The organism is Pantoea sp. VS1, from assembly GCF_002207995.1.
Classification (GTDB): Bacteria; Pseudomonadota; Gammaproteobacteria; order Enterobacterales; family Enterobacteriaceae; genus Pantoea; species Pantoea dispersa.
In genome coordinates, this window is sequence record NZ_NHZE01000047.1 from 13,220 (window position 1) to 26,032 (window position 12,813).

The 12,813-nt window shown below is 55.8% G+C and carries 18 protein-coding genes; 12 read left to right on the top strand and 6 right to left on the bottom strand.

Annotated elements, in window-relative coordinates:
* Positions 1-26: 26 nt before the first annotated feature.
* The 6 genes from rpsD to CBW22_RS20170 all read left to right on the top strand — a co-directional run bounded on the left by rpsD (position 27) and on the right by CBW22_RS20170 (position 3,280).
* Positions 27-647, top strand: a complete 621-nt coding sequence (gene rpsD / locus CBW22_RS20145; RefSeq protein WP_010618555.1) for a 30S ribosomal protein S4 — start codon at positions 27-29, stop codon at positions 645-647.
* Positions 648-672: 25 nt separating this feature from the next.
* Positions 673-1,662 (top strand): DNA-directed RNA polymerase subunit alpha, encoded by a 990-nt coding sequence (locus CBW22_RS20150; RefSeq protein WP_007891688.1) that lies wholly within the window; start codon positions 673-675, stop codon positions 1,660-1,662.
* 40 nt (positions 1,663-1,702) lie between these two features.
* Positions 1,703-2,089, top strand: a complete 387-nt coding sequence (gene rplQ / locus CBW22_RS20155; protein ID WP_003850180.1) for a 50S ribosomal protein L17 — start codon at positions 1,703-1,705, stop codon at positions 2,087-2,089.
* A gap of 111 nt (positions 2,090-2,200) precedes the next feature.
* Positions 2,201-2,572, top strand: a complete 372-nt coding sequence (locus tag CBW22_RS20160) for a DUF1992 domain-containing protein (protein WP_058776568.1) — start codon at positions 2,201-2,203, stop codon at positions 2,570-2,572.
* Between the two features lies 1 nt (position 2,573).
* A complete protein-coding gene (gene zntR / locus CBW22_RS20165; RefSeq protein ID WP_021508225.1) occupies positions 2,574-3,011 on the top strand; it encodes a Zn(2+)-responsive transcriptional regulator in 438 nt (145 codons plus the stop codon).
* Between the two features lie 50 nt (positions 3,012-3,061).
* A complete protein-coding gene (locus tag CBW22_RS20170) occupies positions 3,062-3,280 on the top strand; it encodes an alternative ribosome-rescue factor A (protein WP_021508226.1) in 219 nt (72 codons plus the stop codon).
* 18 nt (positions 3,281-3,298) lie between these two features.
* Here the strand turns inward: CBW22_RS20170 and mscL are convergent, their stop codons facing one another.
* The 5 genes from mscL to def form a co-directional block, all read right to left on the bottom strand.
* Positions 3,299-3,709, bottom strand: a complete 411-nt coding sequence (gene mscL, locus CBW22_RS20175) for a large-conductance mechanosensitive channel protein MscL (RefSeq protein WP_021508227.1) — start codon at positions 3,707-3,709, stop codon at positions 3,299-3,301.
* A gap of 108 nt (positions 3,710-3,817) precedes the next feature.
* Positions 3,818-5,194 carry a Trk system potassium transporter TrkA gene (trkA, locus tag CBW22_RS20180; protein ID WP_021508228.1) on the bottom strand — a complete coding sequence of 459 codons (1,377 nt, stop codon included), beginning with the start codon at positions 5,192-5,194 and terminating at the stop codon, positions 3,818-3,820.
* A gap of 31 nt (positions 5,195-5,225) precedes the next feature.
* Positions 5,226-6,512 carry a 16S rRNA (cytosine(967)-C(5))-methyltransferase RsmB gene (gene rsmB / locus CBW22_RS20185; protein WP_088517685.1) on the bottom strand — a complete coding sequence of 429 codons (1,287 nt, stop codon included), beginning with the start codon at positions 6,510-6,512 and terminating at the stop codon, positions 5,226-5,228.
* A gap of 45 nt (positions 6,513-6,557) precedes the next feature.
* A complete protein-coding gene (fmt, locus tag CBW22_RS20190; RefSeq protein ID WP_058759898.1) occupies positions 6,558-7,502 on the bottom strand; it encodes a methionyl-tRNA formyltransferase in 945 nt (314 codons plus the stop codon).
* 21 nt (positions 7,503-7,523) lie between these two features.
* Positions 7,524-8,036 carry a peptide deformylase gene (gene def / locus CBW22_RS20195; protein ID WP_021508231.1) on the bottom strand — a complete coding sequence of 171 codons (513 nt, stop codon included), beginning with the start codon at positions 8,034-8,036 and terminating at the stop codon, positions 7,524-7,526.
* A 115-nt stretch (positions 8,037-8,151) separates the two neighbouring features.
* Between def and dprA the strand changes: the two genes are divergently transcribed.
* The 6 genes from dprA to CBW22_RS20225 are packed head-to-tail and all read left to right on the top strand — an operon-like array spanning position 8,152 to position 11,938.
* Entirely contained in the window at positions 8,152-9,276 is a 1,125-nt protein-coding gene (gene dprA / locus CBW22_RS20200) for a DNA-protecting protein DprA (protein WP_088517686.1), read from the top strand.
* Entirely contained in the window at positions 9,248-9,721 is a 474-nt protein-coding gene (gene smg / locus CBW22_RS20205; RefSeq protein ID WP_031279836.1) for a DUF494 family protein Smg, read from the top strand. The genes dprA and smg overlap by 29 nt, the downstream gene beginning before the upstream one ends.
* Before the next feature lie 24 nt (positions 9,722-9,745).
* Positions 9,746-10,294 (top strand): DNA topoisomerase family protein, encoded by a 549-nt coding sequence (locus CBW22_RS20210; RefSeq protein WP_031279837.1) that lies wholly within the window; start codon positions 9,746-9,748, stop codon positions 10,292-10,294.
* Positions 10,295-10,296: 2 nt separating this feature from the next.
* Entirely contained in the window at positions 10,297-10,872 is a 576-nt protein-coding gene (gene tsaC / locus CBW22_RS20215; RefSeq protein ID WP_088517687.1) for an L-threonylcarbamoyladenylate synthase type 1 TsaC, read from the top strand.
* Positions 10,873-10,874: 2 nt separating this feature from the next.
* Positions 10,875-11,693, top strand: coding sequence for a shikimate dehydrogenase (gene aroE / locus CBW22_RS20220; protein ID WP_058759901.1), 819 nt, complete (start codon positions 10,875-10,877; stop codon positions 11,691-11,693).
* The gene (locus tag CBW22_RS20225) at positions 11,690-11,938 is read left to right on the top strand and encodes a DUF1488 domain-containing protein (RefSeq protein WP_058759902.1); all 249 of its coding nucleotides are present in this window, start codon (positions 11,690-11,692) and stop codon (positions 11,936-11,938) included. The genes aroE and CBW22_RS20225 overlap by 4 nt, the downstream gene beginning before the upstream one ends.
* On the opposite strand, the gene CBW22_RS20230 is transcribed toward CBW22_RS20225, so the two are convergent.
* On the bottom strand, positions 11,914-12,468 hold the full coding sequence (locus CBW22_RS20230) for a gamma carbonic anhydrase family protein (protein WP_088517688.1): 555 nt from the start codon (positions 12,466-12,468) through the stop codon (positions 11,914-11,916). The genes CBW22_RS20225 and CBW22_RS20230 overlap by 25 nt on opposite strands.
* Between the last annotated feature and the right edge of the window lie 345 nt (positions 12,469-12,813).

A 12,813-nucleotide genomic window follows, 5' to 3' on the forward strand; every position in this document is an offset into this window, starting at 1 on the left:
TTTTTTAGGTTAGTTGGAGAAAGAAAATGGCAAGATATTTGGGTCCTAAGCTCAAGCTGAGCCGTCGTGAGGGCACCGACTTATTCCTTAAGTCTGGCGTTCGCGCGATTGATTCCAAGTGCAAAATTGAACAAGCCCCTGGTCAGCATGGTGCGCGTAAACCGCGTCTGTCTGATTACGGCGGCCAGTTACGTGAAAAGCAAAAAGTTCGTCGTATCTACGGCGTGCTGGAGCGTCAGTTCCGTAACTACTATAAAGAAGCAGCGCGTCTGAAAGGCAACACCGGTGAAAACCTGTTAGCTCTGCTGGAAGGTCGTCTGGATAACGTAGTTTACCGTATGGGCTTTGGTGCCACTCGTGCAGAAGCACGTCAGCTGGTTAGCCACAAATCTGTAATGGTAAACGGTCGCGTTGTTAACATCGCTTCTTATCAGGTATCTCCGAATGATGTCGTAAGCATCCGTGAGAAAGCCAAAAAGCAATCTCGCGTGAAGGCCGCTCTGGAGCTGGCTGAGCAGCGTGAAAAGCCAACCTGGCTGGAAGTTGATGCAACTAAGATGGAAGGTGTGTTCAAGCGTATTCCTGAGCGTACCGATCTGTCTGCGGACATTAACGAACACCTGATCGTCGAGCTTTACTCTAAGTAAAGCTTAGTACCAAAGAGAGGACACAATGCAGGGTTCTGTGACAGAGTTTCTAAAACCGCGCCTGGTAGATATCGAGCAAGTGAGTTCGACGCACGCCAAGGTGACCCTTGAGCCGTTAGAGCGTGGCTTTGGCCATACTCTTGGTAACGCACTGCGCCGTATTCTGCTTTCTTCCATGCCGGGTTGCGCGGTGACCGAGGTTGAGATTGATGGCGTGCTGCACGAGTACTCCACCAAAGAGGGCGTACAGGAAGATATCCTGGAAATCCTGCTCAATCTGAAAGGGCTGGCGGTAAGAGTTCAGGGTAAAGATGAAGTCATCCTCACTCTGAATAAATCTGGCATTGGCCCTGTGACTGCAGCCGACATTACCCACGACGGTGATGTCGAAATCGTCAAGCCGCAGCATGTGATCTGCCATCTGACCGATGAAAACGCGTCTATTAGCATGCGTATCAAAGTTCAGCGTGGTCGTGGTTATGTGCCGGCTTCTGCCCGAATTCATTCGGAAGAAGATGAGCGCCCAATCGGCCGTCTGTTGGTTGACGCTTGCTACAGCCCTGTAGACCGTATCGCCTACAATGTTGAAGCAGCGCGTGTAGAACAGCGCACCGACCTGGACAAGCTGGTCATCGAAATGGAAACCAACGGCACAATCGATCCTGAAGAGGCGATTCGTCGTGCGGCAACCATCCTGGCAGAACAACTGGAAGCTTTCGTTGATTTACGTGATGTACGTCAGCCGGAAGTCAAAGAAGAGAAACCAGAATTCGATCCGATCCTGCTGCGCCCTGTTGACGATCTGGAATTGACTGTCCGCTCTGCTAACTGCCTCAAGGCAGAAGCTATCCACTACATCGGTGATCTGGTACAGCGTACCGAGGTTGAGCTGCTTAAAACGCCTAACCTGGGTAAAAAATCTCTTACCGAGATTAAAGACGTGCTCGCATCACGTGGTCTGTCTCTGGGCATGCGCCTGGAAAACTGGCCACCGGCAAGCATTGCTGATGAATAACCGGATCGCAGGTTAAGGTTTCACTGAGAAGGATAAGGTCATGCGCCATCGTAAGAGTGGTCGTCAACTGAACCGCAACAGCAGCCATCGTCAGGCTATGTTCCGCAACATGGCTGGTTCTCTGGTTCGTCATGAGATCATTAAGACGACTCTGCCGAAAGCCAAAGAGCTGCGTCGCGTAGTTGAGCCGCTGATTACTCTTGCCAAGACCGACAGCGTAGCTAATCGTCGTCTGGCATTCGCCCGTACTCGTGATAACGAGATCGTGGCAAAACTGTTTAACGAGCTGGGCCCGCGTTTCGCGAGCCGTGCCGGTGGTTACACTCGCATTCTTAAGTGTGGCTTCCGTGCTGGTGACAACGCTCCGATGGCATACATCGAGCTGGTTGATCGTCCAGAAGCTCAAGCAGAAGCTGCTGCAGAGTAATTTGCAGTAACGTAAAAAACCCGCTTCGGCGGGTTTTTTATTGCCTGTCATTTCTTCCCATTTCCCCTCCATTCGCTATGCTGTTGGCAGACATGCCTGCAGGAGGTTTCTATGTGGCTTATCGATCAGCTGGCTGAGCAACACATCCGCGCTGCTCAGGAAAAGGGCGAGCTGAGCAATCTGCCTGGTGAGGGTGCGCCGCTCACGCTGGACGATGACAGTGGTGTGCCGGCGGAACTGCGCAGCGCCTGGCGACTGCTGAAAAACGCCGGCTATCTCCCTCCGGAACTGGAGATGCGCCGCGACGCACTGGCACTGAGCGATCTGCTTCGCGAACTCGATCCTGATGACAGCGAGGCGCGTGAACTGGCCAAACGCCTGACATTGCTGGAGATGAAGCTGCAGCAGGCTGGCATGAGCACCGATTTTCTGCGTGGTGAATACCGCCCGGCGATCGGTCAGCGGTTACAGCAGGAGAAATAGTATGTATCGCATTGGCCAGCTGGCAAAACTGGCGGACGTGACGCCGGATACCATTCGCTTTTATGAAAAGCAGCAGATGATGGATCATGAGGTACGCACCGAGGGCGGCTTCCGCCTGTACAGCGATAACGATCTGCAGCGCCTGCGTTTTATCCGTTACGGCCGGCAGCTTGGTTTCAGCCTGGAATCGATCCGCGACCTGCTGTCGATCCGCATCGATCCAGAGCATCACACCTGTGAAGAGTCAAAAGCGATCGTGGCGAAACGGCTGGATGAGGTGAACAGTATGATTGGCGAACTGCAAACCATTCAGCGCTCACTGCAACGGCTGGCGGAAACCTGTTGTGGCGACCGGCACAGTAGCGCCTGCTGTTCGATCCTCGAGGCACTGGAAACCGGTGAAGATCCGCATCCTGAAATTTGTTGTAGCAAGGATTGAATTCTGGCGCGCAGGGACTATAGTTGCGCCATCACTAACCGGAGGACGATATGAGTCACTATCAGCATCGAAAAGGCAAAATTAACGATAACGCCCTGGAAGCCCTGTTACACGATCCACTGTATCGCCAGCGTGTTGAGCGCAATCAGAAGGGGAAAGGCAGCTACCGGCGTAAAGATAAACACGCGAAGGGAGCGAATCAGGAGGCCAGCGGTAAGCAACAGTGTTTACCTCTGGCCTTCTGCTTTAGTGACAAAAAAGCCGCCTGAACAGGCGGCTTTTATTCATCACACTTTATTATTTTGTTGCTTAAGCAGGTCGCGAATCTCGGTCAGCAGCACTTCTTCATTAGTCGGTTTAGGCGCTGGTTTTTCCACTTCTTTCTTTTTATACAGTTTATTCATTACTTTGATGGCAATGAAGATAGCAAACGCCACGATGATGAAATCAAATACCGTCTGAATAAAGTTACCGTATTCCATCACCACCGCGGGGATATCGCCTTCTGCTGGCTTGAGTACCCATTTAAACTGCTTAAAGTCGACGCCGCCAATCAGTAAACCGAGCGGTGGCATAATGATGTTCGCAACCAGTGACGATACGATCTTACCGAACGCAGCACCGATGATCACACCGACCGCCAGGTCCACTACGTTGCCGCGCATCGCGAAATCACGAAACTCTTTGAATAAACTCATTGTTATCTCCTTGCCTTGGCCAATGGCTAAAGTCTAACAAACCTTCGTGTAATTGCCATTATAACAATGGATTAAACACCACTCTCACTGCAGCCCAATCACAACGCGTTACAGGAAGAACGGGCTCGGCTGGAACAGACGCTCAACGTCCGGCACAAACTTCTTGTCGGTGAGGAACATGATCACGTGGTCGCCTTGCTCAATACGCACATTATCATTGGCGATGATCACGTCATCACCACGCACCACCGCGCCGATAATCGTGCCCGGCGGCAGTTTAATATCTTCAATCAGGCGGCCGACCACGCGCGAAGTGGTTTCATCACCGTGGGCGATGGCCTCGATGGCTTCCGCAATACCGCGGCGCAGTGAAGAGACGCCGACAATATCGGCTTTGCGCACGTGGCCAAGCAGCGCAGAAATCGTGGCCTGCTGCGGAGAGATCGCAATGTCGATCACGCTGCCCTGCACCAGATCGACATAGGCGCGACGCTGGATCAGCACCATCACTTTTTTCGCGCCCATCTTTTTGGCCAGCATCGCTGACATGATATTGGCTTCATCGTCGTTGGTGACGGCGATAAACAGATCGACCTGATCGACATGCTCTTCTGCCAGCAGTTCCTGATCCGAGGCATCGCCATAGAACACGATGGTATCCTGCAGATGTTCAGCCAGTTCAGCCGCGCGCTGCTGATTACGTTCAATCAGCTTAACGCTGTACTGCTTCTCCAGCCGCTGCGCCAGGCCAAAGCCGATATTACCGCCGCCGACCAGCATAATGCGTTTATAGGGCTTTTCGAGGCGCTGCATCTCGCTCATTACCGCACGAATATGCTGACTGGCGGCAATAAAAAACACTTCATCGCCAGCTTCGACGATCGTCGATCCCTGCGGGCGGATCGGGCGATCCTGACGGAAAATCGCGGCCACGCGGGTATCGATATGCGGCATGTGTTCACGCAGGATCGACAGCGGATTGCCCACCAGCGGTCCGCCGTAATAGGCTTTGACCACTGCCAGGCTGACTTTGCCCTCGGCAAAATTCACCACCTGCAGCGCGCCAGGGTACTGAATCAGCCGATAGATATTGTCGATCACCAGTTGTTCGGGCGAGATCAAATGGTCGATGGGCACCGCTTCCGGCACGAACAGCTTTTCCGCATCGCGCAGATAATCGGCGGCGCGGATACGGGCAATGCGGTTTGGCGTGTTAAACAGCGAGTAAGCAATCTGACAGGCAATCATGTTGGTTTCGTCAGAACTGGTGACCGCCACCAGCATATCCGCATCTTCGGCGCCGGCTTCACGCAACACGCGCGGGTGCGAACCATGGCCCTGCACCACGCGCAGGTCAAACTTATCCTGCAGCACGCGTAAGCGTGAGGGATCGCTATCAACCACGGTGATGTCATTATTTTCGCCCACCAGGTTTTCAGCAAGCGTGCCGCCCACCTGGCCGGCGCCGAGGATAATAATTTTCATGGATACGTTGCTCTTGTCACTGTGCGCTGCACTATTTTTTCATCAGCTTAGCGTAGAAGAAACCGTCGCCGCCATCGATGGCAGGGAAAACCTGCCAGCCGTTAAGTTGCCCCTGTGGCAGTGCCTGCGGCACCGCATCGTCATGCGTCGCGAGGAAAGCATCGATCTGCTGCTGGTTCTCCTGCGGCAGCACTGAGCAGGTGGCATAAAGCAGCGTACCGCCCGATTTCAGGCGTGGCCAGATGGCCGCCAGAATCTCACGCTGTAGCGCGGCGAGTTCGTCGATATCACGATCGCGGCGTAGCCATTTGATATCCGGATGGCGTCGAATAACGCCGGTGGCCGAGCAGGGCGCATCCAGCAGGATGCGGTCAAATTGCTGCTCGTCGCACCAGGCTGCTGGCGTGCGGCCATCGCCCTGACGCACGTCAGCCTGCATCCCCAGACGCTGCAGGTTTTCCGTCACGCGCGACAGGCGCTGCGCATCGATATCCACCGCCATCACGCGGGCCTGCGGCGCAATTTCGAGAATATGGGTAGTTTTGCCGCCGGGCGCAGCGCACAGGTCGAGAATGGTTTCGCCGTTTTCCGGCGCCAGCAGCAGGGCACAACGCTGAGCAGAAAGATCCTGCACCGTCACCCAGCCCAGCTCAAAGCCTGGCAGCTGACTGACCGGAGCCGGTGCTTCAAGACGCAGCGCATCCGGCGCGTCAGCACTAAACGCATTTTGATTCTGCTGGGTTAATAACACGAGCCAGGCGTCACGGCTGTGATGCTGACGATTCACGCGCAGCCACATTGGCGGTCGCTGATTGTTGGCTTCCACAATCTGCTGCCACTGCTCTGGCCACGCGGCCTGCAGTCGTTTCAGCAGCCAGCCCGGATGCCAGTAGCGCTGCGGGCCCTGATTGACCTCCGCCAGCAGTGCATCCTGCTGACGCTGGAACTGACGCAGCACGCCGTTAAGCAAGCCTTTCAGATTTGCCCGCTTCAGTGCTTCAGCCCCGGCTACGGTTTCGGCCAGCGCGGCGTGCGGCGGAACGCGGGTATACAGCAGCTGATACAGGCCCACCATGATCAGATAGTGCAGTACGCGCTGTTTGCCGGTTAACGGCCGCGCCATCAGCTTATTAATCAACGCTTCCAGCTGCGGCAGCGTGCGCGTCACGCCAAAACACAACTCCTGAAGCAGCGCGCCATCGTTGTTTGCCAGCGTTTTTTGCGCAGCGGGCAGAATCGCGCTCAGCGATTCCCCTTTATCCACCACGCGTTCAATCAGTTGCGCGGCAAGGCTGCGCAGGTTGGTCGCTTTTTTCATATTCATTCATCAAACAAAAAGCCCGGCGGAGACCGGGCTGGAGAATCAGGCCAGAACGGTGCCAGGTGTAAACCATTCACGACGCGAATTGAGCAGATCCTGCGCCGCCATGGCTTTTTTGCCGGCAGGCTGCAGTGAGAGCAGATTCAGCACGCCGTCAGCGGTAGCAATCTGGATGCCGTGTTTGTCAGCCTGCAGAATTTCTCCCGGCTGGGCGCTGCGGTGCGGTAATACACTGGCCTGCCAGACTTTGACCGGCTGATCGTCGATAAGGAAATAACTCACCGGCCACGGATTGAAGGCGCGAATGCACCGTTCCAGCTGAACAGCAGAGAGCGACCAGTCAAGACGTGCCTCTTCTTTACTGAGCTTTTCCGCGTAAGTTACCAGAGTCTCATCCTGCACTTCAGGCTGCGCGCTGCCGGCGGCCAGCAGACTGAGCGTGGTCAGCATCCCCTGCGGTCCCAGCTGCGCCAGCTTGTCGTACAGCGATGCGCTGGTATCGTCGGCATTAATCGGGCAGGTTATTTTGTGCAGCATATCGCCGGTATCCAGACCCACGTCCATCTGCATGATGGTCACACCGGTTTCGTTATCGCCGGCCCACAGTGAGCGCTGAATCGGCGCCGCACCGCGCCAGCGCGGCAGCAGCGAGCCATGTACGTTGATGCAGCCAAGGCGCGGCATCGTCAGCACCGCCTGAGGCAGGATCAGACCATAAGCGACGACCACCATCACATCGGCCTGCAGCCCGGCAACCAGCTGCTGATTCTCTTCCGGCTTCAGGGACTTTGGCTGAAACACGGGAATATCATGCGCCTGAGCCAGCACTTTTACCGGGCCCGGCGTGAGTTTGTTGCCACGTCCGGCAGGGCGGTCGGGCTGAGTAAAGACGCCAACCACCTGATGCTCAGAAGCAAGCAGCGCGTCGAGATGACGCGCTGCGAAGTCAGGAGTACCGGCAAAGATGATTTTTAACGGTGCAGACACAGTTCAACCTTCTGTTCGCTCTCAGGATGCGCGCGCATTCTGGCGGGCCAGTTTTTCCAGTTTCTGTTTAATACGCTGACGCTTCAGCGGCGACAGATAATCAATAAACAGTTTACCGTCAAGATGGTCGATCTCATGCTGAATGCAGATCGCCAGCAGACCGTCGGTTTCCAGCTCGAAGCTGTTACCGTCGCGATCCAGCGCGCGCACTTTGACCCGCTCGGCACGCGGCACAAACGCCCGCTGTTCCGGGATCGACAGACAACCCTCTTCGATACCGGTTTCGCCGCTTTTTTCCAGCAGCTCCGGGTTAATCAGCACCAGGCGCTCTTCGCGGCTTTCAGAAACATCAATCACGATGATGCGCTGGTGAATATCCACCTGCGTCGCCGCCAGACCAATGCCTTCTTCGGCGTACATGGTCTCAAACATATCGTCGACAATACGCTGAACGTCAGCATTCACAGCCGCAACGGGTGCAGCAATTTTGCGAAGGCGATCGTCAGGGAAATGTAATACCTGCAAAACTGACATAAATATCCAGATCTGTATGCGTTAAAGAAAAGATTACTGCCTCATATTGTAGACTTTTTAGGGCCTGATTGACAGCATTGTGCCGCATCAGAGCACGGCTGACAGGGAGCGCAGCATGGAACGCAGTGAAAGGATTATCAGGCTGACTTACGTCTGGGGTTTAAGCGGTGAGCGCGCCCATCAGTTCATCATGGCGCTTCTGGCCGCCAGCCACGTTGACGACGCGTGGCTGCAGCAGCACGGGCTGGACGACACGCAGCGGCAGCAGTTTCTCGCCCTCTGTCCACGCCAGCTGGAAAAAACGCAGCGCTGGCTGCAACAGGCGCAACATCATCTGATTGCCTGCACCGATGCACATTATCCCGCCCGTTTGCGGGAAATCAGCCGCTATCCGGCTGCCCTTTATATAGCGGGTGACCTCTCTGCACTCGCGACACCGCAACTGGCGGTGGTCGGCAGTCGTCACTGTTCGCCGTATGGCAGAGAATGGGGCAGCTGGTTTACCCAGCAGCTGGCGCTAAGCGGTTTGACCATCACCAGCGGGCTGGCGCGCGGTATTGATGGCGTGGCGCATCGTGCCGCACTGGAAGTGCAGGGCAAAACTCTGGCCGTGCTGGGCAGCGGGCTGAATCATCTCTATCCGAAAAGCCATCAGCCGCTGGCACAGGAGATCATCGCCAGCGGCGGCGCGCTGGTTTCAGAACTGCCGCTGTCGATGGCGCCCCATGCGGTAAATTTTCCGCGGCGTAATCGTATTATCAGCGGCCTGAGTCATGGCGTGCTGGTGGTTGAAGCGTCACTGAAGAGTGGCTCGCTGGTAACGGCGCGCTATGCGCTGGAACAAAACCGTAACGTGTATGCGCTGCCTGGCGCACTGGGTAACCCTGGCTGTGAAGGCACGCACTGGCTGATTCAGCAGGGGGCGCTGCTGGTGGCGCATCCCAACAATATCCTTGAGGATTTGCATTCTGCCCTGCAATGGTTGCCGGCCAGCATCTCAGAAACAATATATTCACAACTCAGTGATGATGTGCCATTGCCATTTCCCAGCGTGTTGGCTAACGTAGGTGATGAGGTTACACCTGTTGACGTCGTCGCTGAACGTGCCGGCCAACCTGTGCCAGTTATCGCAGCGCAATTGCTGGAGCTGGAGTTAGCAGGATGGATCGCAGCTGTACCCGGCGGCTATGTCCGATTGAGGAGGGCATGCCATGTTCGACGTACTTATGTACTTGTTTGAGACGTATATCCACAACGAGGCTGAAATGCGCGTTGACCAGGATAAATTGACCGATGACTTAACCGATGCCGGTTTTCATCGCGAAGATATCTACAATGCGTTGAATTGGCTTGAGCGGTTAGCGGATTATCAGGATGGCCTGGTCGCGCCAGTGTTGCTGGCTAACGATCCGCTCTCCATGCGAATCTACACGGAAGAAGAGAGCCAGCGTTTAGATGCCGAGTGTCGTGGTTTTATTCTGTTCCTGGAGCAAATCCAGGTGCTGAATATGGAAACGCGCGAAATGGTCATCGAACGGGTTATGGCGCTTGATACGCTGGAATTCGATCTGGAAGATCTCAAATGGGTGGTGCTGATGGTGCTGTTTAACATCCCCGGGTGTGAAAATGCCTATCAGCAGATGGAAGAACTGTTATTCGACGTCAATGAAGGTATGCTGCATTAATTTGCGATTAATGCATTCGGTAATATGAGTAAACCAGCACTATTTACCGTGCGTAAACACGATCCCTGCCCCGCCTGCGGGGCAGAATTAGTGATACGTGCCGGCAAACACGGGCCTTTTCTCGGCTGTGTGAATTATCCAACCTGCGACTATATTCGCCCGCTGAAAAGTCAGGGTGATGGCCATATTGTCAAAGTGCTGGAAGGCCATGCCTGCCCGCAGTGTGGTGCGGACAAAGTGCTGCGCCAGGGGCGATTCGGCATGTTTGTCGGCTGTAGCCACTATCCGGAGTGTGATTACACGGAAACCATCGATAAGCCGGACGAAACCGCAATTGCCTGCCCGCAGTGCGCCAGCGGCAAGCTGGTGCAGCGCCGTTCACGCTATGGCAAAACCTTCCATGCCTGCGATCGTTATCCCGACTGCCAGTTCGCGATCAACGCCACGCCGCTGGAAGGTGTCTGCCCCCATTGCCAGTTCCCGTTATTAATAGAAAAGAAAACCGCACAGGGCATGAAGCGCTTCTGCGCCAGCAAACGCTGCGGCAAGCCCATCGCCCAGGATGAAGAGTGATCATGAACCAGAGCCAGCATGCACCCGGAAGCCTCAACTTCTGCATCGAACAACTTCAGCAACAGCAAGTGATTGCTTACCCTACCGAAGCCGTATTCGGCCTTGGCTGCGATCCGGACAGCGAAAGCGCGGTGATGGCCCTGCTGGCACTGAAACAGCGCCCGGTAGAAAAGGGTCTGATCCTGATCGCCGCTGATTATGCGCAGCTCGAGCCTTATATTGCCGATCGCGAACTCACCGTGCTGCAGCGCGAACGTATGTTTGCCAGCTGGCCGGGTCCGGTCACCTATGTGGTGCCTGCCTCGCCGCATACGCCGCGCTGGTTAACCGGCCGCTTTGATTCGCTGGCGATTCGCGTCAGCGATCATCCGCAGGTACAGGCGCTGTGTCGCGGATTTGGCAAGCCGCTGGTCTCAACCAGCGCGAATTTAACCGGTCAGCCGCCGTGCCGCAGCGCCGCCGAAGTGGCAGAGCAGTTTGGCTCGCAGTTCCCGGTATTGCAGGCGACCACCGGCGGTCGCCTGAATCCTTCTGAAATCCGCGATGCCATCAGCGGTGAACTCATTCGTCAGGGCTGATTATGGAAAAGTTTGCCGTTTTTGGTCATCCCATCGCCCACAGCAAATCTCCGTTTATTCACGCCGCTTTTGCTGAGCAGACCGGTATTGAACATCCTTACGGACGCATCTGCGCACCGCTGGAAGGGTTCCCGCAGGCGATAGAGGCGTTTTTTGCGGCTGGTGGCAAAGGCGCCAATGTTACGCTGCCGTTTAAACAGCAGGCATGGGAATTCGCGGATGAGCTCAGCGAACGCGCGGCATTATCTGGTGCGGTAAATACCTTAAAGAAAAGAGCCGATGGTTCGATTCTGGGTGATAACACGGACGGCATCGGCCTGCTGAGCGATCTGCAACGGCTGCAGCTGATCCGGCCGGGCGATCGCATTCTGCTGGTGGGCGCGGGCGGTGCGGCGCGTGGGGTGATCCTGCCGCTGCTCTCGACGGGCTGCGCGCTGGTGGTGGTAAACCGCACGGCAGAACGCGCGCAACAGCTGGCTGAGCTTTTCCAGCACAGTGGGGCGATCCAGGCGATGAGTTTTGATCAACTGGCCGGTGAACGTTTTGATCTGATCATCAATGCCACCTCCAGCGGCGTAGCGGGCGACGTGCCGCCGCTGCCGGTTACGCTGATTGATGCGCAGGTGCGCTGTTACGACATGTTTTATCAGCAGGGGCTGACGCCATTTCTGGCGTGGTGCCAGCAGCACGGCACACAGCAGCTGGCGGATGGACTCGGCATGCTGGTGGGTCAGGCGGCGCATGCGTTTCAGCTGTGGCATGGCGTTATGCCGGAGATCGCGCCGGTCATCGATCAACTTAAACAGGCGATGCAGGCATGAATCAGGCTATCCAGTTTCCCGATCGGGAAAGCTGGGACGCAGTCCGGCAGGCGGTGCTGTTCCCGGTCTTAGTTAATGGTATGGGACTGACCTGCGCAATATCGCTGCCGGCGCTGCAGCAGCGCTTTGGTGCCGGAGAGGCGATGGCGCTGTTTAGCGCGCATCGCTGGGATCTGGAGGAAGAGGCGGAGCAGCTGCTCCGGGCGGAACAGGCCGACGATCAGGGCTGGCTGTGGCTGCCCTGAGCCAGGTATTCATCTTTCCAGCCGACATAATTGCTGGCGGAGTAAAGCAGTCCGGCTATTTCCGCTTCGCTTAGCGGTCGGATCTGCTTCACCGGGCTGCCTAAATAGAGATAGCCGCTTTGCAGGCGTTTACCGGGTGGCACCAGGCTGCCGGCGCCAATCATCACCTCATCTTCGACGATCGCGCCATCCAGCAGGATCGAGCCCATACCCACCAGTACGCGGTTGCCAATGGTGCAGCCGTGCAGCATTGCTTTGTGTCCTACTGTTACGTCTTCACCGATGATCAATGGAAAGCCATCGGGATTACTGCTGGATTTATGCGTAACGTGCAGCACGCTGCCATCCTGGATATTGCTGCGTTTACCAATCACCACTTTATTCACGTCACCGCGAATTGCTACCAGTGGCCAGATGCTGACATCATCAGCCAGTTCGACTTCGCCAACGACCACGCTGCTGCTATCCACCATCACGCGCTCGCCGGAGTGGGGAATATGTTGCTTATAAGGGCGCAGGGCTACAGACATTCTATTTCTCCTTTTCTGATGTTTCCCGCTAGCCTGCGGCTTCCGGTGCGGGTAAACAAGCTGATTTTTGCGCGGATCGCTCGCGATCGCAGCGAAAAGAGTGAAAACTCGCCAGTCGATAAAAAAGATCGAAAAAAGGGGTTGTGCAAAAAATCCGGATCCCTATAATGCGCCACCACTGAGACGGCAAAGCGGCAACGCAGGCGGCTCAGCAGGGCGTGAAGCGATTCACCCCGCCGGAGAAAAACGCTGAAAAAAGTGTTTGACTCTGAAGGAGGAAAGCGTAATATACGCCACCTCGCGACAGCAGGCCGAACGCCGCGTCGCACCGCTCTTTAACAATTT

Coding starts and splice junctions, on each gene's coding strand:
- rpsD (WP_010618555.1), top strand. CDS start 27: ATGGCAAGATATTTGGGTCCTAAGCTCAAGCTGAGCCGTCGTGAGGGC.
- CBW22_RS20150 (WP_007891688.1), top strand. CDS start 673: ATGCAGGGTTCTGTGACAGAGTTTCTAAAACCGCGCCTGGTAGATATC.
- rplQ (WP_003850180.1), top strand. CDS start 1,703: ATGCGCCATCGTAAGAGTGGTCGTCAACTGAACCGCAACAGCAGCCAT.
- CBW22_RS20160 (WP_058776568.1), top strand. CDS start 2,201: ATGTGGCTTATCGATCAGCTGGCTGAGCAACACATCCGCGCTGCTCAG.
- zntR (WP_021508225.1), top strand. CDS start 2,574: ATGTATCGCATTGGCCAGCTGGCAAAACTGGCGGACGTGACGCCGGAT.
- CBW22_RS20170 (WP_021508226.1), top strand. CDS start 3,062: ATGAGTCACTATCAGCATCGAAAAGGCAAAATTAACGATAACGCCCTG.
- mscL (WP_021508227.1), bottom strand. CDS start 3,709: ATGAGTTTATTCAAAGAGTTTCGTGATTTCGCGATGCGCGGCAACGTA.
- trkA (WP_021508228.1), bottom strand. CDS start 5,194: ATGAAAATTATTATCCTCGGCGCCGGCCAGGTGGGCGGCACGCTTGCT.
- rsmB (WP_088517685.1), bottom strand. CDS start 6,512: ATGAAAAAAGCGACCAACCTGCGCAGCCTTGCCGCGCAACTGATTGAA.
- def (WP_021508231.1), bottom strand. CDS start 8,036: ATGTCAGTTTTGCAGGTATTACATTTCCCTGACGATCGCCTTCGCAAA.
- dprA (WP_088517686.1), top strand. CDS start 8,152: ATGGAACGCAGTGAAAGGATTATCAGGCTGACTTACGTCTGGGGTTTA.
- smg (WP_031279836.1), top strand. CDS start 9,248: ATGTTCGACGTACTTATGTACTTGTTTGAGACGTATATCCACAACGAG.
- CBW22_RS20210 (WP_031279837.1), top strand. CDS start 9,746: ATGAGTAAACCAGCACTATTTACCGTGCGTAAACACGATCCCTGCCCC.
- tsaC (WP_088517687.1), top strand. CDS start 10,297: ATGAACCAGAGCCAGCATGCACCCGGAAGCCTCAACTTCTGCATCGAA.
- aroE (WP_058759901.1), top strand. CDS start 10,875: ATGGAAAAGTTTGCCGTTTTTGGTCATCCCATCGCCCACAGCAAATCT.
- CBW22_RS20225 (WP_058759902.1), top strand. CDS start 11,690: ATGAATCAGGCTATCCAGTTTCCCGATCGGGAAAGCTGGGACGCAGTC.
- CBW22_RS20230 (WP_088517688.1), bottom strand. CDS start 12,468: ATGTCTGTAGCCCTGCGCCCTTATAAGCAACATATTCCCCACTCCGGC.